The sequence below is a fragment of the Paenibacillus sp. CB74 genome, from assembly GCF_055687625.1.
In genome coordinates this window covers 2,296,477-2,317,522 of the sequence record NZ_CM146009.1, presented here as the reverse complement: position 1 = coordinate 2,317,522, position 21,046 = coordinate 2,296,477, and the positions used below count along the sequence as shown (strand labels likewise).

At 44.3% G+C, this 21,046-nt stretch carries 15 protein-coding genes; 13 read left to right on the top strand and 2 right to left on the bottom strand.

Annotated features, from left to right (window positions below; genetic code table 11):
* Positions 1-24 precede the first annotated feature (24 nt).
* From ACX9NY_RS10240 to ACX9NY_RS10230, 3 genes are all read left to right on the top strand, one after another.
* Positions 25-1,008, top strand: coding sequence for a LacI family DNA-binding transcriptional regulator (locus tag ACX9NY_RS10240; RefSeq protein ID WP_472478491.1), 984 nt, complete (start codon positions 25-27; stop codon positions 1,006-1,008).
* 345 nt (positions 1,009-1,353) lie between these two features.
* Positions 1,354-2,829 (top strand): glycoside hydrolase family 32 protein, encoded by a 1,476-nt coding sequence (locus tag ACX9NY_RS10235; RefSeq protein ID WP_339260854.1) that lies wholly within the window; start codon positions 1,354-1,356, stop codon positions 2,827-2,829.
* A 26-nt stretch (positions 2,830-2,855) separates the two neighbouring features.
* On the top strand, positions 2,856-4,838 hold the full coding sequence (locus tag ACX9NY_RS10230; RefSeq protein ID WP_472478489.1) for a sucrose-specific PTS transporter subunit IIBC: 1,983 nt from the start codon (positions 2,856-2,858) through the stop codon (positions 4,836-4,838).
* A 140-nt stretch (positions 4,839-4,978) separates the two neighbouring features.
* Here the strand turns inward: ACX9NY_RS10230 and ACX9NY_RS10225 are convergent, their stop codons facing one another.
* On the bottom strand, positions 4,979-6,706 hold the full coding sequence (locus ACX9NY_RS10225) for a cellulase family glycosylhydrolase (protein WP_472479260.1): 1,728 nt from the start codon (positions 6,704-6,706) through the stop codon (positions 4,979-4,981).
* 317 nt (positions 6,707-7,023) lie between these two features.
* Here ACX9NY_RS10225 and ACX9NY_RS10220 point away from each other — a divergent pair, with 317 nt between their 5' ends.
* The 5 genes from ACX9NY_RS10220 to ACX9NY_RS10200 all read left to right on the top strand — a co-directional run bounded on the left by ACX9NY_RS10220 (position 7,024) and on the right by ACX9NY_RS10200 (position 14,991).
* Positions 7,024-7,854: an amidohydrolase family protein gene (locus ACX9NY_RS10220; RefSeq protein ID WP_472478487.1), complete on the top strand. Its 831-nt coding sequence runs from the start codon at positions 7,024-7,026 to the stop codon at positions 7,852-7,854.
* Positions 7,855-8,139: 285 nt separating this feature from the next.
* Positions 8,140-9,582 carry a 6-phospho-beta-glucosidase gene (locus tag ACX9NY_RS10215; RefSeq protein ID WP_339242255.1) on the top strand — a complete coding sequence of 481 codons (1,443 nt, stop codon included), beginning with the start codon at positions 8,140-8,142 and terminating at the stop codon, positions 9,580-9,582.
* Positions 9,583-10,105: 523 nt separating this feature from the next.
* Entirely contained in the window at positions 10,106-10,936 is an 831-nt protein-coding gene (gene licT, locus ACX9NY_RS10210; protein ID WP_472478485.1) for a BglG family transcription antiterminator LicT, read from the top strand.
* A gap of 217 nt (positions 10,937-11,153) precedes the next feature.
* A complete protein-coding gene (locus ACX9NY_RS10205) occupies positions 11,154-13,040 on the top strand; it encodes a beta-glucoside-specific PTS transporter subunit IIABC (protein ID WP_472478483.1) in 1,887 nt (628 codons plus the stop codon).
* A gap of 481 nt (positions 13,041-13,521) precedes the next feature.
* On the top strand, positions 13,522-14,991 hold the full coding sequence (locus ACX9NY_RS10200; protein WP_472478481.1) for an Msr family ABC-F type ribosomal protection protein: 1,470 nt from the start codon (positions 13,522-13,524) through the stop codon (positions 14,989-14,991).
* Positions 14,992-15,118: 127 nt separating this feature from the next.
* On the opposite strand, the gene ACX9NY_RS10195 is transcribed toward ACX9NY_RS10200, so the two are convergent.
* Positions 15,119-15,709, bottom strand: coding sequence for a biotin transporter BioY (locus tag ACX9NY_RS10195; RefSeq protein WP_339242262.1), 591 nt, complete (start codon positions 15,707-15,709; stop codon positions 15,119-15,121).
* 112 nt (positions 15,710-15,821) lie between these two features.
* Here ACX9NY_RS10195 and ACX9NY_RS10190 point away from each other — a divergent pair, with 112 nt between their 5' ends.
* From ACX9NY_RS10190 to ACX9NY_RS10170, 5 genes are all read left to right on the top strand, one after another.
* On the top strand, positions 15,822-16,679 hold the full coding sequence (locus ACX9NY_RS10190) for an ATP-binding cassette domain-containing protein (RefSeq protein ID WP_472478479.1): 858 nt from the start codon (positions 15,822-15,824) through the stop codon (positions 16,677-16,679).
* Positions 16,664-18,403, top strand: coding sequence for an ATP-binding cassette domain-containing protein (locus tag ACX9NY_RS10185; RefSeq protein WP_472478477.1), 1,740 nt, complete (start codon positions 16,664-16,666; stop codon positions 18,401-18,403). The genes ACX9NY_RS10190 and ACX9NY_RS10185 overlap by 16 nt, the downstream gene beginning before the upstream one ends.
* Positions 18,404-18,515: 112 nt before the next feature.
* Positions 18,516-18,815, top strand: a complete 300-nt coding sequence (locus tag ACX9NY_RS10180) for a hypothetical protein (protein ID WP_017688728.1) — start codon at positions 18,516-18,518, stop codon at positions 18,813-18,815.
* A gap of 144 nt (positions 18,816-18,959) precedes the next feature.
* Positions 18,960-19,445 carry a GNAT family N-acetyltransferase gene (locus ACX9NY_RS10175; protein WP_472478475.1) on the top strand — a complete coding sequence of 162 codons (486 nt, stop codon included), beginning with the start codon at positions 18,960-18,962 and terminating at the stop codon, positions 19,443-19,445.
* Positions 19,446-19,575: 130 nt separating this feature from the next.
* Complete coding sequence (locus ACX9NY_RS10170; protein WP_472478473.1) at positions 19,576-21,039, top strand: S8 family serine peptidase; 1,464 nt, start codon at positions 19,576-19,578, stop codon at positions 21,037-21,039.
* The last annotated feature ends 7 nt before the right edge of the window (positions 21,040-21,046 follow it).

Here is a 21,046-nt window from a genome sequence, read left to right as displayed (position 1 = left end):
GTTAAAGAAACAAGAGGGGTCTTTATGAATAAAACGATTTCTGATATCGCTCAGATGGCAGGTGTGGCAAAAAGCACGATCTCTCGCTACCTGAATGGCGGATCGGTTAGTGAGGATACACGCCAGAAGATTGAGCGTATTATCAAACAATACAATTATGTTCCTAACACATTTGCACAGAGTCTGAAGGCGAAGAAGACCAGTATCATTGGTACGGTTGTGCCACGTCTCGATTCTTTTGCGACCTCCCAGACACTGATCGGAATTGATGAAGAGCTGCGAAGTAATCAGTATCAGATGTTGATCGCAAATACGAGTCAGGACATGCAGCGTGAGATTGATGCCATTTATGATTTTGCACGACAGAAGGTGTCGGGTATTATTCTCTTGGCTGCTGAAGTGACCGAAGCACATCTGAAGGCTGTTGAAGATATACGGATTCCGGTGTTATTGGTGGGGCAGCAACATGAGCGACTGCACAGTCTGGTTCATAATGATGACCAGGCAGGTTATGAGATGGGCAGATATGTCGTCGAACAGGGTCACCGCAAGATCGTCTATATGGGGGTTAGCGAGAAGGATCGGGCGGTAGGGATCTATCGTAAACAAGGGTTCCAGCGAGCAATCGCCGAGTGTGGTGGATGTGAAGTGAAGTATTATGAGACGAGCTTCAAGATGTCTGAAGCCATCGTGACCGCTGAATCCATCCTGAAAGAAATCACACCAACAATCATTGTAGGGGCCACGGATAATATCGCACTGGGTGTGATGAAGATCGCGTTCTCCAATAAAATTCGCATACCGCAAGATTTGTCTGTTACCGGATTTGGCGGATATGAGATTACGGAGATGATCCATCCCATGCTGACGACTGTGAAATATGATTATTTGCGGGCAGGGAAAGTAGCGGCGAATCATATTATTCGTCTGGTCAAAGGCGAGTCGGTGGAGGCACGAACAACACTGGACGTAGAACTGATTCCTCGAGAAAGCGTTGACAAATTATAAAAACATCCTTTATGATAATTCCATCGAACCGGTTCCATAGTGGATATCCAATACGGATATGCGAACACGGGCAGGCATTAATGCCAAATGGAATTATTTTTTTGCATCCGTTGGAACCGGTTCCTATAATTTGATTTTCGTATAAGTTAAATAAGAAATAAACATGACGGAGAGGGCAGAAAAAATCTGAAGAAACGGAGTGCTCGCCTTTATCACCGGATTTCACCCTTTAGATAAGGGATCAGGAAATCTGGGGATAACAGCGATCGGAGGATTGTTCTGCCATCGTAGTCCCAGTGTGAAGTTTCTTGGTCTAACTTATATAAGCGAGAATGGAGAACAGCTATGAAAATGACTAGAGAGCAGCGCTATAGACGGATTGAACAAGCTGAGCCTGAAGAGATTGCGAAGCTTGAAGCACAGATATCCGAGTGTCCATGGAGACAGAGTTACCACATTCAGCCCATAACGGGTCTGCTTAATGACCCTAACGGCTTTGCATATTATCAAGGCTATTATCATCTCTTCTATCAGTGGTTTCCACTTGGAACAGAACACGGCATGAAATACTGGTATCATACCCGCTCGAAGAATTTGGTGAACTGGGAAAATGTCGGGATTGGAATCGAACCGGATAGCTGGTATGACTCACACGGAGCTTATTCCGGAAGTGCGATTGAAAAAGATCGCAAGCTGCACTTGCTGTACACGGGCAATATGAGGAATGAGGCTTGGGTCAGACATCCATATCAATGCTTGGCTGTCATGGATGAAAGCGGTTCAGTAACCAAACGGAATGATCCCATAATCTCGTCTGTTCCAGCCGGATACACGGAACACTTCAGAGATCCCAAGGTGTGGCAACAAGGAGGTACATATTATTGTGTCATTGGTGCGCAGAGAACAAACGAGACGGGATGTACGGTGCTGTATCGCTCAATTGATCTGAACAACTGGGAGTTTCTTGGTGAAATTCGCACGCAATTCACTTCCTTTGGTTACATGTGGGAGTGCCCGGATTATATGGAGATAGACGGGAAAGGCGTGCTTGTCTTTTCACCACAAGGCTTAGATGCTGCAGGAGATCATTATCAGAATATTTTTCAGTCCGGTTATCTGATCGGTGAGCCGCTCAATCTTCAGACGAGAGAGTTCAATCATGGTGAGTTTCAGGAGTTGGATCGTGGATTCGACTTCTATGCTCCACAAACCATGCAGGGCCCGGATGGAAGACGTATTCTGGTTGGTTGGATGGGGCTTCCTGATCTGGCATATCCGACAGATGATAACGGTTGGGCTCATTGCCTGACCATTCCTCGGCAGTTGACACTGCGAGGAGGGAAGTTAATTCAACAACCGGTTGTTGAGATGAACCAATTGCGTCAACAGGAGGAAGGCATGCATATTCGTGTAACGATTGACCATGAGAGTCGATCTTTCACTGGTTTGAATGGAATTTCCTATGAGCTGATATGTGAGATAAGCCAAGCAGATGCAGAGATGGTCGGCATCGAATTCCGTGCAAGTGGAACGGAGAAAACGGTTCTTCTGTATGATCGGATTCAGCAGAAAGTTATTCTGGATCGGACGATGTCTGGTGCCGAGCTGGCAGAGCAAAATGGCGCTGTACGGCGGTGCGCGCTTACTGCGGACGTAATTAAATTCCATCTGTTCGTAGACGCATCTTCAGTTGAGATCTTTGTGAACGACGGGGAAGAGGTCTTTACCAGCCGCATTTTCCCAAGTCGGGACAGCGTAGATATTCGTTTCTTTGCACACGGAGGCAAAGCTGATTTCGAAGCAACACAATGGATTTATTAAGTATTACGTGAGAGGAATGAGATAACATGTCGGAGAATCAACGGATTGCCCAGGAAGTCATTCATGCCATCGGGGGCAAAGAGAATATCGCATCATTTGCACACTGTGCAACACGTCTTCGCATCATGGTGAAGGATAAAGAGAAAATTGATCAGAAAACGGTCGAGAACATCGAAAAGGTGAAAGGGGCTTTTTTCAACTCGGGTCAATATCAGATTATCTTTGGTACGGGAACGGTGAATCGAATCTTTGAAGAAGTTGAGAAGCTGGGAATCGAAGGATCGTCCAAGGATGATGTGAAGAGTCAGGGAAAAAAGGAAGGAAACGCTTTTCAACGGGCAATCCGCACTTTTGGTGACGTATTTGTACCCATCATCCCCGTACTGGTAGCTACAGGGTTGTTTATGGGCTTGCGCGGATTACTTACCCAGAATGAAATTTTGGCTTTGTTTGGTGCAACACCAGATGATATCTCTTCCAATTTCCTGTTGTTTACTCAGATTCTGACGGATACGGCATTTGCATTTCTGCCTGCACTTGTAGCGTGGTCTGCATTCCGCGTATTCGGCGGAAGTCCGGTACTTGGTATCGTACTGGGGCTAATGCTGGTTAATCCGGCATTACCCAATGCTTACGCGGTGGCGGATGGATCAGCCCAGCCTCTGCATATGTTCGGTTTTATCCCTGTCGTGGGTTATCAGGGGTCGGTCCTGCCTGCGTTCTTCGTAGGTTTGATTGGAGCCAAGTTCGAGAAGGTACTAAGAAGACGGGTGCCTGAGGCACTGGACTTGATTCTGACTCCTTTTATAACGTTAACGGTTATGATTACACTTGGACTGTTCGCGATTGGTCCCGTGTTCCATTCCCTGGAAGAGTGGGTACTGCATGGAACAACGGCCGTATTGGATCTTCCGTTTGGCATCGCAGGTATTATCATTGGATTCTTCCATCAGATTATTGTTGTTACCGGTGTGCATCACATCTTTAACTTCCTGGAGATTCAGCTATTGGAGAAAACAGGATTCAATCCGTTCAACGCGATTATCACCTGTGCCATGGCTGCACAAGGAGCCGCTTGTCTTGCGGTTGGTCTGAAAACCAAAAATATGAAACTCAAAGCACTCGCATTACCTTCGTCATTGTCTGCTTTTCTGGGCATTACCGAGCCAGCTATCTTCGGTGTTAACCTGCGTTATATGAAACCATTTATTATGGGGCTGGTTGGTGGTGGTGTGGGTGGTTTCATCGCTTCCTTGTTCCATCTGCAAGGTACAGGCATGGCAGTAACGGTTATCCCTGGAACATTGCTCTATCTCAACAGCCAACTGCCGTTGTACATCTTGTCCAATGTGGTTGCCATGGCCATTGCTTTTGCACTTACCTGGTTCTTCGGATATAAGGATCAACCGATTGCAGAGGAACCGGTGAGCCATGACCACAGTGGAGTAACATCAGTTGACGTTCATGTAGCAGATTCTAATCCGCACGCTAATTCAGTTACCCATGCTGTTATAAGCAATCGTCCTAAGGTAGAATTGCTCGAAATCGCTTCGCCGATGAATGGTACTGTCGTTGATTTGGAGCAGGTTCCTGATCCGGCTTTCTCGGAAAAACATATGGGTGAGGGCATTGCCATTGAGCCATCAGAAGGTAAAGTGTATGCACCGTTTGATGGTGTCATTGCACATGTCATGAACAAAAGTAAACATGCGGTGATTCTGGAGCATGAGACAGGTGTACAGATGCTGGTTCATATCGGAATTAATACGGTTGGACTCAAAGGAAGTGGTTTTACCGCCCATGTGAATAGCGGAGATCGTGTAACTGCAGGGCAATTATTGATCGAATTCGACATGGATGTCATTCAGGCTGCGGGTCTGCCGTTGATAACACCTGTGCTGATTCCAAGCGGGAATGAAACGATAGCAACGGTTACAGGAACCTCAACCGGTCCTGTACATGCCAATGGGGATGCAATGCTTGTGGTGAGATTCAATGAACCTCAATAAGTGAACATATGAAATTATTTTCGCCAGATTTCTATGCAATTTTTATAACAAAACAGAAACGTTCTGTCCGAGCCCATTGCTCTGGACAGAACGTTTTGTAATTCCGATGGGAACTAAGAATTTAGAAACCCTTAAAACCGTTATGAAGCTACGCCAACAACACTGGTTCCATTTTTTGTGATTTTATACGTCAGCACATCGCCGTTCCAGAAGTGGAACTTGAGGGTGACTTCGCCATCATTGGTTTCATTAAAGAAGTTAGGTTTTAGCTCGATCACCTGACGATCGTAATCTGGGCTGAACGTGTAAGAGAACTCTTTGAACGAAGTCCAGTTCTGTGGACCGGCGTTCTCCCCGTTGGCATATGTCGCTTCCATCGTTGCCAGTTGGTTGCCGTTAAACGTAGTTGGAATGGCAAATGCACTGGTTGTACCAGTCGTATCGTTTAACGTAGGTGTGTTATATTTTATGATATTAAAATTCCAGTCCGCACCTTGGTTGAATTCTGCTGTGAGTGTGGCATTTACGCCCAAATCACCAGAGGCTGTCAATTTGGTTAACAGATTGGATTTTAACGTAAGCACATCTTTTTTGATCGTATAGTCTTTACCTCTGACAAGAGGAGTAGTTCCATTCTTCAACGAATTGAATTTGTTACCATTCAGATTGAGTTTTACTTTTTTATCTTGAATGCTTTCATTTTGTTTAAGGTACACGAGGTCCGTTTCAGCTGTGGATGAGCGACCTGTCCAGCTTGCTTTCATCGTATCAAACAGTTCCTGATCAGACCAAGTAAAGCTTGTGCGTCCGAAGTGTTGTCCGTTATCCCACAACATCGTTGTCATCTGTTTTTGACGCAGATAGTGCCCAACAAATTCGAAGAATTTCAGCTTTTCGCCTTGTTCAATGACACCTGTATGCTGGTCAAAACCAAGCAAGCCATACTCACCGACGATAACCGGAATGCCTTTGGCTGTAAAAGCATTGTATACCCGATCGAAGGTATCGGTAATGTCTTTCTGGACTTCCTCGTTATACTTGGTGTAACCTGCAATATTCACACTGAATGGCCAGAACCCGTAATAGTGAACGGTTGCAATAATGTTGGGGTCACTCAATTTTTGAATGGTCTTATTCAGTTCATCCAGATCAGGTTGAGCGGAAGAGGTATGCATCGTTGGTAGCACAAGTGGACGTGTATCGTTGTTTCCACCCGAAGTTCTTACAATCTTATGAAAAGAAGTATTCAACTCGTCCAGCATGCGATAGCCAATAGCCGCATCTGTTGTACCTCCTTCGGAGAAGCGGGGTTCGTTAACACTTTCGAACATGAGCTTGTCGGATGCATCTTTGAACTTGTCAGCGATCTGAGTCCAAGCAGCATTGTAACGGGCAAGTACGTTGTCATGGTCTTTCTCCATGTAACTGATCCAGCGCCAGGAGTCATGGTGCAGATTGATCATGACGTAGAGATCGGCATCGAGGGCCCAGTTCACTACTTCTTGAACCCGATTCATGTAAGCGGAATCAATTGTATAGTCGGGTGCGTCACCGATGTGAGCTTCCCAGGTCACAGGAATACGGATACTGTTGTAGCCCTCAGCTGCGATCGATTGAATCAGTTCTTTCGTAATGCGCGGATTGCCCCAGGCTGTCTCATCCTCACCAACGGCATCCAGAGAGTTACCCAGATTCCAGCCAGGCTCCATGGCGTTCACGTATGCCTGCATTTTGCTTGGCGCGGTTGAGGTACTGGCCTGTTCACTGTTGTCTGTTGCAGCGGAAGCGAAAGCCGAAGAGAAGAGAGACAGAATCATGGCAGTTACAAGTGTAAGAGAGAGGACCGATTTACGATTTTTTTTCATCAACATAATCTCCTTCAGTTAGAATGGTTGAACTTGAATAGAAGTTAAGCAACTGTGAAAATGGAGCTCAACTCAAACCAAATCATGACTTGTTCAAAAATGGGATCACCACCGAATTATGTATTGAAAGCGTTTTCGGAATTTAATATATCATGATTATATATAGGAGGATACCCGCACAATTGCAATAAAACTCATGTGATAATTAGTGATCTGGTTTAGCTAGTAGATTGTGTGAAGATAATGATTTTATTTGGAATTGAGATGATATAATTGATTTTAACAATAATTAGATTCATATACTCTTGGAGGAATGTAAAATGAAGCTGGATGCACATCAACATTTCTGGGAATACAATATTGCTGAGTATGGATGGATTGGGGAAGAGATGAAAGCCATTCGTCAGTCTTTTCTCCCACATGATTTGGAACCTATATTAACACAATCGGGGATGGACGGATGCATTGCAGTGCAAGCGAGACAATCACTGACAGAAACTGAGTGGCTTCTGCAACTGGCAGACCAATACGAGTTTATCAAAGGTGTGGTCGGATGGGTGGATCTTTGTTCGGATGATGTTCGAAATCAGCTTGAACTGCTCGCGTCCAATCCGGTTCTGAAGGGTGTGCGTCATGTCATACAGGATGAGCCTGATCTTCAGTATGTTTTGAGAGAAGATTTTCAGCGCGGGATTTCATTGCTTAAAGAGTATGATTTGGCCTATGATCTGTTGGTATCCAAGGAGCAACTGCCTTATGCCGTTGACCTGGTTAAGGCGTTTCCTGAACAGCGATTTGTACTTGATCATCTAGCCAAACCCGACATAAAATCAGGTATACTCTCACCATGGCAAGAAGCACTGGAGTCATTGGCTGCCGAACCAAACACATATTGTAAACTTTCAGGAATAGTGACTGAAGCAGATTGGGCAAGTTGGACTCCGAGTGACTTTACATCCTATCTGAATATCGCCATAGAAGCCTTTGGTGCGGAACGGTTAATGTTTGGGTCTGATTGGCCAGTGAGTAACCTTGCGGCTTCGTATTCTGAAGTATACGGTCTCATTAAGACCCACATTCAATCCCTATCAGAGTCTGAGCAACAGATGATTCTTGGTGGGACATGTGCTGCCTTTTATCAAATATCATAATCGGCATTTCTTCGTTAAACCGGTTTCGGGAAGTTGACAACGGTTCTGATTCTTGCTAAAGTTTTATCCAATCCGCATAATTGATCTGGGAATGTTACCGATATGGGCATAACCTGAGCTGGCTTGTTTACACGTAATCGTGTACCCAGGCTGGTTCGGGTTTTTTCTATTTAAGCTGAACAAAAAAATGTGTAATTTTGCAGTTCAACTTAAATATTTTGTCTTTTTAATATTCTAACGATTTGAGCGGATAGCTGAATTACATATTTGGAAGGAGAAATGATGATGACTAATTTTGAGTTTCCTAAAGATTTTCTATGGGGTGGAGCCATTGCTGCCAATCAGGCGGAGGGCGCGTATCTAGAAGATGGCAAAGGACTGAGCATCGTTGATTTGCTGCCAACAGGAGAGAGCCGCAGAAGCATTATGAAAGGTCATGTTCCAGCTTTTACGCCGCTCGCTACCGAATTCTATCCTTCACATGAAGCAATCGATTTTTATCACCGTTACCCTGAAGACATTGCTCTGTTTGCCGAAATGGGATTCAAGGCACTGCGTGTCTCCATTGCCTGGGCACGGATTTTCCCAACAGGAGAAGATGCACAGCCAAATGAAGCAGGATTGCAATTTTACGATAACCTGTTCGATGAATTGTTGAAGCATGGTATTGAACCTGTCGTTACATTAGCTCACTTCGATGTGCCTGTGCACCTGATCGAGAAGTATGGTAGCTGGAGAAGTCGTGAACTGGTAACCTTATTCGAGAAGTACGCTAAAACAGTATTCACACGGTACCAAGACAAGGTGAAATACTGGATGACATTTAATGAGATCAACATGCTGCTTCATCTTCCATTCCTTGGCGCGGGGCTGGCGTTCAATGAAGGCGATAATATCAAGGAAATTCAATATCAGGCTGCTCACCATCAACTGGTTGCAAGTGCACTGGCAGTCAAAGCATGTCATGAGATTATCCCTGGTGCCATGATTGGTTGTATGCTTGCGGCAGGAAGCTTCTATCCGTATACCTGTAATCCGGAAGATGTGTTCCAAGGTATGGAGAAAGATAGAGAATCCTATTTCTTCATTGATGTGCAATCACGTGGGGAATATCCGGGTTATGCCAAACGTTTCTTCAAGGATCACGGGTTGAACATTGTTATGCAGCCGGGTGATGCGGAAATCTTGAAGAATCATACCGTAGATTATATCGGATTCAGCTACTATTCAAGTCGTACTACGAGTACCGATCCTGAAGTGGTTAAAAATATGACCAGTGGCAATGTATTTGGCTCGGTAGCCAATCCATATCTGGCGAAGTCCGAATGGGGATGGACGATTGATCCAAAAGGATTCCGTATTACTGCCAATCAGCTTCATGACCGTTATCAGAAACCGCTGTTTGTCGTTGAAAATGGATTTGGTGCCAATGATGTGGTTACACCGGAAGGTGAAGTGGAGGATGCATACCGGATTGATTACTTGAAACGCCATGTAGCTGAAATGGGTGAGGCCATTCAGGATGGGGTCAACATCATCGGTTACACCAGCTGGGGACCTATTGATATTGTAAGTGCATCCTCAGGAGAGATGAGAAAACGTTATGGCTACATTTACGTGGACCGTGATAATGAAGGTCAAGGAGAGCTAACACGACTGAAGAAGAAGAGTTTTGAGTGGTACAAAAATGTGATTGCATCTAACGGAACAAACCTAGGTGACAAGTAGTTTATACTTTTCTGAATTAAAATGGTCTTGAACGGCAATAAAACATCGGAAGTTTCATCTATATCAATTGAACTAAACATTTACACAAAACGGAGAGGACAGAAAAAAGCTGGAGAAGCGAAGCTAAAAGCTTTCAATGGAAAGCCACTTCGTGAGTATCAACTCGCTTTATCCCCGGATTTTCCCTTTAGCAAGTGAATCAAAAAAATCAGGGGGTAACAGTGATCGGAAGGTTGTTCTGTCATCGGAGTAGCTAGTGTAAATATTCTCTAGTTCAATTGATATAACCACGGAACTTCCGTTTGTTCCCACATTGAAAGCGTTGACATATAGTCAGGTTCGCGCTATACTTGACGCAATTATATCGTTTCTGGGATTGTTACTACTCGAAGTAGGCAAAACCTAAGCACCAAAAAAGCAGACCACCATGTCTTGTTTATTTTGTGATGCTTCAGGTTTTTTTTGTATGCCCAAAAGACGATGTATAACTGCCAAGAGAGTGGAACGTGACGGGGGGATTGAAGTGAAAATAGCAAAGGTTATCAACAATAACGTCATTAGCATCTATCAGGCGGATGGAGCAGAGCTTGTGGTGATGGGACGTGGGATTGCCTTTAAGAAAAAGCCGGGGGATAAAGTAGACGAGACCCGCATCCAAAAAGTATTTGCATTGAAAAACAAACAGACATCCGATAATTTCAAAATGCTGCTGCGTGAAGTTCCGATGGAACTGATTGAAATTGTGGAAGAGATCATCACGTATGCGCGTGAGAATCTCGGCCGAAAGCTCAATGAGAACATCTATGTGTCCCTTACGGACCATATTAACTTCGCCATCGAACGTTATCGGGAAGGCATGGAGATCAAGAACGCATTAATGTGGGAGATCAAGCAGTTGTACAAGCCTGAATTCGAGCTGGGTCTGAAGACACTGGAACAGATCAACACTCGAATGAATATTGAGCTTCCACCAGATGAAGCCGCGTTTATTGCCCTTCATATTGTTAACGCAGAGATGAACGAAGAAGTCATTACAACGATGAACATTACGAAGTTTATTCAGCAAATTATTAATATAGCGAAATATCATTTCAAAATGGAATTTGATGAGGATTCTCTCAGTTATTTTCGCTTCATTACACATTTGAAGTTTTTCTCTCAGCGAGTGCTCAGTGGTACGCATTACGACAACAACTATGATCATTTCTATGACATGATTAAGGAGAAGCATCCTGATGCCGCAGCGTGTGCGGAGAAGATTGAGTTGTTTGTCAAAAAAGAGTACAACCATGAGCTGACCAATGAAGAAAAGTTGTATCTGACAGTTCATATCGAACGAGTGGTTAATCGATAATATTTAAATGTTGACAAAAATGGTTTAATTATAATAATATGTGATTAACAGGAATTGAATACGATTTAACTGGGATTGTTACTGGTTATGCAGGCAAAACCTAAGTCATGAGAAGGTCAGGACCATTGTGTCAGTGTCCCCTTACTCAAGGCTTAGGTTTTTTGCGTGCAAAAAAATCGGTAAAGGGCCTGTTTGAGAAAAAGTGGGGGTGCAGATTATGAGTCAAGAGAAACTGGCCAAAGAGATCGTAGAACTCGTCGGCGGTGAGAAAAATGTGGAGTCGCTTGTTCATTGTGCAACACGGTTACGGTTTGTATTGAAGGACGACGCCAAGGCAGACAAGGCCAAGCTGGAGAAAACAGAAGGTATCATCGCAGTCAAAGAAAATGGAGGACAGTTCCAGGTTGTTGTTGGTAACAAGGTGCCTGAAGTCTATAATGCCATTGGACAGATCAGCAACATTCTGGATGATTCGTCGAACAAAGAAAAACCGGGCAAAAAAGCCAAGGGGATTGGCGGTATCATTGATATCATTTCCAGCATCTTTGCTCCACTTCTGGGAGTTATGGCGGGAGCCGGTATTCTAAAAGGGTTATTGTTGATTGCAAGTAATATCGGATGGCTGGAAACGACAGAAACAACTTATACGATCCTGTATGCAGCAGCAGATAGTCTCTTCTACTTCCTGCCTCTGTTGTTAGCGGTTACAACAGCGCGTAAATTCCAGGGTAATATGTTTGTAGCGATGACGATTGCGGGAGCACTGATCTATCCATCCATCGTCACGTTGAAAGCAGAGGGAACACCAACGGATTTCTTCGGTATCCCTGTCATTCTGATGAACTATTCATCTACGGTTATTCCTATCATTTTAGCTGTCATTGTCATGAGCAAGTTGGAGAAGTTCTTTAATAAGACACTTCACGATAGTGTGAAAAACTTTGTTACACCGTTATTTTTGCTAGTGATTATGGTACCTCTGACACTGTTGGTATTCGGACCATTTGGTGTATACGTTGGTAATGCAATTGCAGCCGGACTCGTTGCTGCATTTGGATTCAGTCCATTGCTTGCGGGAGCCGTTATGGGTGCAAGCTGGCAGTTACTCGTTATCTTCGGAATACACTGGGGTCTTATTCCGGTATTTATCAACAACGTTGCAGTGTATGGACAGGATGGCGTTAAACCGGCTGCGACAGCTTCGATCTTTGCTCAAACGGGCGCGGCTTTTGGGGTTATGCTGAAAACCAAGAACAAAAAACTGAAAACGCTGGCTGGATCATCCACATTGACCGCATTATTCGGTATCACTGAACCGGCTATCTATGGGGTAACATTACCACTGAAACGTCCGTTCATTGCTGGAGTAATCGGTGGTGCAGTTGGTGGAGCGATCATTGGTCAAGCGGGCACTTTGGCATTCGCGTCTGGTGCACCGGGATTGCTGACTTTGCCAATCTTCTACGGACCAGGTGGGCAAGGCTTCCCAGGATTGATTTTGGGTATCGTAGTATCCTTTGTGGTTTCGGCTGTACTGACGTACATCATGGGCTTCAAAGATCCGGTTGAAGAAGAAGAAACAAAGTCCGATTCTACGTCATCTGCTCAGCAACCTGCCCGTCCAATGAATGCTTCAGACGAAGAAGTATTTAGTCCAATTCAGGGAACGATTGTGGAATTATCGGAAGTTCCAGATCCGGCATTTGCTTCGGGAGCAATGGGTAAAGGGATTGCGATTGAGCCAGCTGTGGGCAGAGTGGTAGCGCCATTCGACGGTACAGTTACCGTTGCATTCAAGAAAAAACATGCCTTGGCTGTAGTATCTGACACCGGTGCAGAAATATTGGTTCATGTAGGTGTAGATACGGTCAAGCTGGACGGACAGCATTTTGTCTCCCATATCAAAGAAGGGGATCGGGTTCAAGCGGGAGACCTGCTGCTAGAATTCGATATTGCGCAGATTAAGGCGGCTGGTTATCATACGGTGACACCTATTATCGTAACGAATTCCGCCAACTATGAGGAAGTTATTCCGCAGGCAACAGGTCAGGTTGATACCCAGGACCTTCTATTGAAGTTGAACAGTGGAAAGGGAGAGGAATAAAGTAGATTAGATGCAAAATCAGTGTTTTAGGTTTTCATGGTTCCGTTGACAGGGTGGAATTGGAAATTTATAATTGGAATTGTACATCTATTACCTGATAATGAAAGGTGGATTATTGAACATGACGAATGCGATGAGACTGCGTTTCTTTCCTTTGAATCGTTAAATTAAATACGTTCAAAGGCTCTGACCGTTAGTTCAGAGTAAACGGGATCAGTCTGTCATTTTCAATTATCCTGACCTTATATACATGGTTTAACTTGTATTCTCGTTTACATTGGATCACAGGCCTTTGGCCTGTGATTTTTTGGTTTACTTATCACGAGTCTGAGCTGATATGATGCTCAATAGAGACTACAGGAGGTACGCCGCTATGATGACATTACTATTCTATTGATACGAGCTGGCACGATAAGCTCGTATCGATAGAAGTGTTCTTCGCTATCGATACGAAATAAATCTTATTTCGGAGGTAGCGAATATGGAAAAGATATGTTTTGAATTAGTGCAGGTTGAAATGTCCTATATGGATAAAGCAGTTCTGAATATTGAGCGACTGGCCGTGCATCAACTGGATCGCATCGGTGTAGTGGGTGGTAATGGTCAGGGTAAAAGTACATTATTGAAACTCATTGCGGGACAGATCCAGCCAACAGCCGGAAAGGTAAAACGTTACGCAGAGTTTGGTTACATGGAACAAGTAGAACCACCCCAGCCAAACGAAAATCTGGAGGTTGACGGGGCTTTACTCAGCAAATTGGCGATTCCTCAACATGATAAATCATGGAGTGGCGGAGAACAGACCCGTTTGAAACTGGCTCAATTGTTCACTCATTACCACGAAGTATTATTACTGGATGAACCCACAACCCATCTGGACCAAGAGGGCATTACATTTTTACTGGATGAATTGCGGTATTACTATGGGGCAATCGTGCTGATCAGTCATGACCGTGCGGTTCTGGATGAACTGGTGACCACGATCTGGGAAATTCATCAGGGAGAAGTCCACGTATATACCGGTAACTATAGTGATTATCAGGAACAGAAGAGGCTGGAGCGTGAACAGCAACACCTGGCCCATGAACAATTCTCCAAAGAGAAAAGAAGATTGGAGCTGGCCGCCCAGGAAAAGATGAAGAAAGCCGAGAAAATAACGCAGGCTGGAAACATGTCCAAAAAAGAATCCAAGGCAAAAGCAAACCGCATGTTTGAGACCAAATCCAAAGGTACCAGTCAAAAAGCAGTGCATCGTGCTGCTAAAGCGATTCAACAACGCATGCAACAACTTCAAGAGGTGAGTGCGGTGCAGGAGGATCGACCGATTATCTTCCGTCAGCCGAAGACATTGGAGTTACACAACCGATTTCCAATTATGGCAGATCGCCTTACACTTGAAGTGGGTGGAAACATATTATTGGAGGATGCAAGTTTTCAAATTCCGTTAAAACAAAAAATAGCGATAACTGGAACCAATGGCAGCGGGAAAAGCACATTGCTTAACCATGTTTTCCGTGCTGGAGATGGAATCACGATGTCTCCAAAAGCAAAGATCGGTTATTTTCAGCAAATGAGCTATCGTTTCACGATGAAAGATACTGTATTACAATTTCTGAAAAACCGTTCGGAATATGAGGAATCAGAGCTTAGAAGTGCGTTGCACGCGATGCAGTTTACAGGGAATGACTTGCTCAAGAATGTGGGAACATTAAGTGGAGGAGAAGCGATTCGTCTTCAATTATGTTATTTGTTTCTTGGGCAATATAACATTCTATTGTTGGATGAGCCGACGAATTTTCTTGATATGCATGCCTTGGAAGCGTTGGAGCGTTTTATCAAGGCGTATGAAGGAACGATTCTCTATGTATCTCATGACCAGAGGTTCGTTGAAAATACAGCGGATCAACAATTTCAGATTGCGGAGCGTCAATTAATTCGGGTGAATATATAAGTTGAACTAAAAATATTTACACTGGACACTTCCATGACAGAACAACCAACAAAAACAGCCAAAGAGATTTTGGCTGTTTTTGTTTTAGAATATGGATGCTCGTGATCCAATAGGATATGTAGATTCATTAAGAATCGATTTTTACAACCGTTGAATGCATGTTACCTGTAAGACGTTGAGGTGGAAATACCATGCGCACGGGTGCGATGATGATCGTGGCAAATACCGCTTTGATCAGATCACCAATAATGTAAGGATAGAATCCTTGAATCATGGCCTCGGGCAAGGACATTTTGTATGCATAAGCCAGCCAGGGAACGCCTGAGACATAATTTAATAGTGAACCAAATAATTCAATGATGATAAACGCAAAAATAAAACCTTTAAACCCTTGGATTCTCACTTTGGAGAGGAACAAACCGATTAGGAGTGCGGAAAAGGGCCAGATTACAACATATCCCCCGGTCGGACCTAAGAGAACAGCAAGACCACCAGTTCCATGTAGAAGTGGGAAGCCTAGTGCTGTCAGCACAACAACGAGAGCAATACTTAAGAACCCATACAACGGACCAAGTAACCCTCCGGCCAGCATAACAGCCAAGGTTTGTAATGTTATGGGTACCGGGGAAAAGCCAATAGGAATGCTTATGTAACCAAAAAGTACTAATATTGCGGCCATAAGGGCGCTGAATACAATGCCTCGCAAAGATAATTTCATGTTTGAACAATCCTCTCCATTTTGGTAATATGATTGTTAACCAATTATATAAATGTGGTTGACGATTAGGATCGTACCACATAAAAATAGAAAGGGAAAGGACTAATTTACGATGCAAGGCAACCTGCCCATAATTACATTAGAAGATATCCGAGTGCATTATGCTTCCGAGGATGGTCAAGTAAGGAAAGCGCTGGACGGTATCTCGCTTACGCTGCATCAAGGAGAATGGATTAGTATTGTAGGGGCGAATGGCAGTGGGAAAAGTACGCTCGCCGGGCTACTCATTGGATTCATTCCATTATCGGGAGGGGTACGGATTATCCCGGAGGCACTAACCGTCCGAGGTGTATTGCAGCAACCGGATACCCAGGTATTGGGGGACACGATTGAAGAGGAATTCCATTATGCATTGTCTCCATTAATGATTACTGTAGAAGAACAATTGGAGCTCAGGCAGGACGTATTACATACCGTAGGACTTCAATATGCACCGGATATGGCCATCTCACAGTTATCGGGTGGACAGAAACAACTGCTCAACATTGCTGTAGCGCTCGTGTCCAGACCCGATGTATTGATTCTGGATGAACCAACAGCCATGCTTGATCCCGGAGCAAGAGACCGTATTGAGACCATAGCTCAGAAGATCACCAAGCGGGGGACAACGGTAATCTGGATTACGCATCATCTGGAAGAAGCGACCTTGTGTGATCGGATTATTGCTATGGACCGAGGGCGTTGTGTGTACGACGGAAAGCCCGAGTCCTTTTTCTATGAAAAAGAGATGACTGAGAAGGCTATTTTGAATAAAGAGCAGCTATCTCCCTGTGAAAGATTAGGGTTGGATCCTCCGTTCACTGTGAAGACTGCGTTATTGCTCAAGCACAAAAAAGGCATCAGGCCAGAAGCCATGCCACTGAGGCCTGAACAATTGGCTAAGGAGGTCGCACGTTGGAGATCGAATTAACCAATATACGTATAGAAGCATCGGAATCGAGCAAGCGTGCACTGCTTGAAGATATAAATATTCAGTTGAACAGTGGGGAAATCACGTTGCTGTTGGGCTGCACGGGTTCAGGAAAAACGACTTTACTACAGACGTTGGCTGGTCTGAGACCTCCCGATGCAGGCAGTATCACATTGGATGGTACACCTTTCTGGAAAGAAGGAAAAGTGCCGAAGTCCATTTTATTGCAAATGGGACTATTGTTTCAATTTCCGGAACAACAACTGTTTGCCAGAAGTATTCAGCGTGAATTCGCATATTCTCTGCGTTCCTATCGATATTCAGAGAAACAACAACAAGAGCAGATCACAAAAGCTCTGAATCAGTGGGATCCGCCGGTATCCCCGGAGTTGGAACGACGTTTTCATCTGGACAGGTCGCCATTTGCCCTAAGTGGGGGAGAGAAGCGCAGACTAGGTCTTGCTCTCGGAATGGTGACCAACCCACATTGGCTTCTGCTGGATGAGCCGAGCGCTGGTTTGGAAGCGCAAAGTGTCGTGCTTTTGCTGGATGCATTGGAGCAACATCGTCAGGCAGGTGGTGGGGGCGTTGTAGCAACACATGATTTGGATACATTCTTGCCTTGTGCGGATCGGGTATTGTTATTGCAGGAAGGCCGCCTAATCGCCGATCTTACGCCGCGAGAACTTCACGATAGGCCTGAATTGCTGGAGCAGACAGGGATCGGACTGCCACCTTCGATGCGACTAGCACAGCAGATGAGGGCTGCGGGTCTTGATCTGCCTTCTATCGCGATGACGCCAGAAGAGATGGCTGAAAGTATTATTCAGTCTACGTTCGTTGAGGTGGGCGTTCAGAACGAAGGGAAAGTGGCATCCGGACCAGCGATTAACCTGGCAGAGAGAGAGACAATGGAGAACATGGAAGTGCACGATCCGAAGCTTCTTCCGAACACACGGACTCATTCAGGCGGATTATATGGTGTTATGGACCCGCGTTTGAAATGGATTTTATATATTTTGCTGGTCACCGCCGCGATGCTTCAACATCGATGGCTGGGATTGACACTAACACTGGTGCCGGTCGTGACAGCACTGGCCGGGCTCCCGCGTCAGACTTTGGCTGGATGTATAAAGTTAATGAAGCCACTGTTATTCTTTTTCATCATATCGACAGCGCTATCGGGGACAACCCTTTCAACAGAGGGAGGGGGTCTGCACTTTGGCTTTTCCCTGATGCAGGCAGAGGGCACTTTGCTGAATGTGTATCGTTTGTTTATCGTCACGTTGGCAAGTTTATGGTTTTCACTGACGACACCATATGGGCGAATGGTAGAAGGACTGAATTGGGTACTCGGTATCGGTAAAAAGATCAGACTGCCCGTAGCTTCGTTTGCTCTTGCTGTATCGTTAATCTTTCGATTTATCCCGATGATCTGGAGTGAATGGCAGCGATTCTCACTGATTGTACGGGCACGTGGAAAGGTCGCTTTAAGACCAAATACCGTACGGATTCGTGATTTGGGTCCGATGGTGATTCCCTTGTTAATGGCACTGTTCCAACGTGCAGAGGATATGACTATTGCGATGGAAATGCGTAAAGTTAGAGAGCACTCTATGCTTGGAACGCGCTCTTCGTTATTGGTGTGGTCCAAGCGTGATACCTGGATTAGCATGGCAGGCCTCATTGGTTTTGTACTATTAGTATGGATTGGCCAATTGTGAAGAATTAGAATTATAAACGCAGTGTTTTCCAAAGATCATGCATAAGTACGGTCGACCTTGCTCACAATAAGTGTGCGTGAATCATCTGGAAGTGGATCAGGAGGGATAAACGATGAAAGATAAGTTTTTGCGTGAAGAACGACAAGAATATACCGATGTGTCTACGGTGGAGTCGCAGCGAAACGATATCACACTGGAAGAATTCCCGGAGGGTCCTTACGGTTCATCTCTGTTATCCGAGTCTCTCGGGAAAAGTTCTCCGTGGCGGGTGGATCAGAGGTCTGCACATCGTTTTGATTATGAGAATCATGAGCTTCACGAGGGAGAAGTACGGGATTATCCGGGTCAGGATGTTTTTGACGAAACGGTTCCGGATAATGTGTCCAAACCTCAATACACGGAAGAATCGTAATGTGATATGGATATAAAATAGAGCGCAGCCTCCGACAGGTTTTATCTTGTTCGGGGGCTATTTTCGTTTGTGCTCAATAAAAACAAATCTCCTCCAATTCCACATTATGGGTTATTATATTTGTAGCTCGGAGTAAAAATTTGGTTGAATAGGCGGAGGATTCGGAATGGGCGGTTATTGGAGTGTGCAGTAGAATTACCTCCAACTCATGGTGAGGCTAAGAATTTCACGGAAAACTTCTCTGATTTTTCTTTAACCAAAGGACGGATCATGTTTACCATTGTAAATATGGATGGTGAGAATGTCGGAGGTGTAAACCTGAACAGCATTGATGAGAGAAACGGTACCTTTAGCATTGGCATTCAAATTGACAGGGATCATCGAGGAAAAGGATACGGAACCAGAGCTGTTCGAATTTTGCTGAAGTATGCCTTCTTCGAGCGTAGGCTCAACAAATTCAATGACTCTGTACTCGAAGGAAATGAACCTTCTGCAGCCATGATGAGAAAACTTGGATGTATTCAGGAAGGTGTGCGTCGCCAGGTGATCTATACGGATGGAAAATACCAGGATCTAATTCTCTTTGGATTAACCAAAGACGAGTTTGTGGAAAAAGAGGGGCTTGTTTGATTGTTTGATTCCAGCATATATAAGATCACTAGGTGCTTAAAGTCTGCCAATGATCATTGGATAAATGGTAATGTACATTAAGCTAAAGGTGAGAGTATATTCTAATGATATCAAAATCTGAGGTGATCGTGTGGATAAAGCGATACCTGATCCGACATGGAAAAGGTTAGGTTTTGCTGAACAGCCTGATTTTCATACTTCTGGTCTGGGTGTGGGGATTGTAATTATCGATTCAATTAAACCACATCATCTCGTACATCACTTAAATACACGAATTAAATGTGTTACCGTACATGAAAATATGACTGTCACTATGCGAGACATTTCATCTATGAACAGGGAGGAGGATAATCGGAAAGGCGAGCATGGCCTTATGAGTGTATTAGCTTTGGCTCATGAACCTATTCTATTAGAGGGACAGATTCATGTCGGGATTGCACCAGCAGCAACATTTATCGTTTTAGATCATGGGGCATTTACAACTGGAGAAGGAGAACGTCTGAAAAAAGGAATGGAATGGATTCTTGAACATGGGCTCGAATGGAATATAAAAATTATTTTAAGCACTGGTTGGCAGGCATTAGATAATGAAGTTTATCTTAAAAATACGAGTGAAAACTCAACGGTTAAAGCATTGGCGACAGCTGTGCAACAGGGCATTTTGGTTATTTGTTCGAATGGGAATACACGTTTAAATAACATCATGCCTCCAATACAGTATTTAGCAGTAGGGGGCTACGTGGATCGTGGAAATGCTGATCGTTCATTACACGCTCCTTTCCCTGATGAACCTTATGGCAGAAATGGAGATGGTCACTATAGACCAGATATATTAGCGCCCAGACTAGACCTTACGATCCCCTTTTGTGAAATTGAAGAATCTACTCGGCGTGTATCTTTTTATGGGGGCACATCTGGAGCGGCTGCCCTTGTTGCTGGTGTTGCGGCTCATCTATTCTCCCGATTTCCGAGTTTAAGTTCTGAGATGCTAAGACACTTATTAGTCGAGCATGGAGAACCACTGGAGGGTGATGATAACCTGGCTCCTCGAATTAACGTTGAGAATACAATTCGTTATATGGACAGGGCAGATAAGCCAAGGTACATAACAAAAACTTTACCCATAGTAAGTATAAAAAATCAAAATCTCTATAACAAAATTCATTCAATGGATGATATCGAAAGAGCGCTCTCTTTAACAGTTTTAGTGGAGAGGGGAGGATTATCACGTGAAGAGTTGTGGAGCTTCACTAGGGATTCATCCGCTATTGTTCGTAAAATTGCAGTATCGACCCTCGGCCAACCGATGAACAAACGAGAGCGAAAGTTGTATTGGATGTATTTAATGAATGAAACAGAAGGGGGAGTGCGTGGATGGTATATGCATGGATTATTGCAAAATGCTCCAAAGGAGGAAATACATAAATGGATAAATTGGTCAACAGATATTAACTGGTCGGTTCGATGGTGTGTTAGCGAATATTTGGCTCAATATCCAGAGTGTTTTCCCCAACTGGAAAAAACCCAAGATCCTGACGCTATACATATCAAGGCATTGCCTTTAAGGCAATGGTTCACGACTCTATTTCTATAATGAAGTA

Excerpts from the sequence above, each read along its gene's own strand:
- ACX9NY_RS10230 (WP_472478489.1), top strand. The coding sequence starts at position 2,856 with ATGTCGGAGAATCAACGGATTGCCCAGGAAGTCATTCATGCCATCGGG.
- ACX9NY_RS10220 (WP_472478487.1), top strand. The coding sequence starts at position 7,024 with ATGAAGCTGGATGCACATCAACATTTCTGGGAATACAATATTGCTGAG.
- ACX9NY_RS10205 (WP_472478483.1), top strand. The coding sequence starts at position 11,154 with ATGAGTCAAGAGAAACTGGCCAAAGAGATCGTAGAACTCGTCGGCGGT.
- ACX9NY_RS10180 (WP_017688728.1), top strand. The coding sequence starts at position 18,516 with ATGAAAGATAAGTTTTTGCGTGAAGAACGACAAGAATATACCGATGTG.
- ACX9NY_RS10240 (WP_472478491.1), top strand. The coding sequence starts at position 25 with ATGAATAAAACGATTTCTGATATCGCTCAGATGGCAGGTGTGGCAAAA.
- ACX9NY_RS10190 (WP_472478479.1), top strand. The coding sequence starts at position 15,822 with ATGCAAGGCAACCTGCCCATAATTACATTAGAAGATATCCGAGTGCAT.
- ACX9NY_RS10200 (WP_472478481.1), top strand. The coding sequence starts at position 13,522 with ATGGAAAAGATATGTTTTGAATTAGTGCAGGTTGAAATGTCCTATATG.
- ACX9NY_RS10215 (WP_339242255.1), top strand. The coding sequence starts at position 8,140 with ATGACTAATTTTGAGTTTCCTAAAGATTTTCTATGGGGTGGAGCCATT.
- ACX9NY_RS10195 (WP_339242262.1), bottom strand. The coding sequence starts at position 15,709 with ATGAAATTATCTTTGCGAGGCATTGTATTCAGCGCCCTTATGGCCGCA.
- ACX9NY_RS10235 (WP_339260854.1), top strand. The coding sequence starts at position 1,354 with ATGAAAATGACTAGAGAGCAGCGCTATAGACGGATTGAACAAGCTGAG.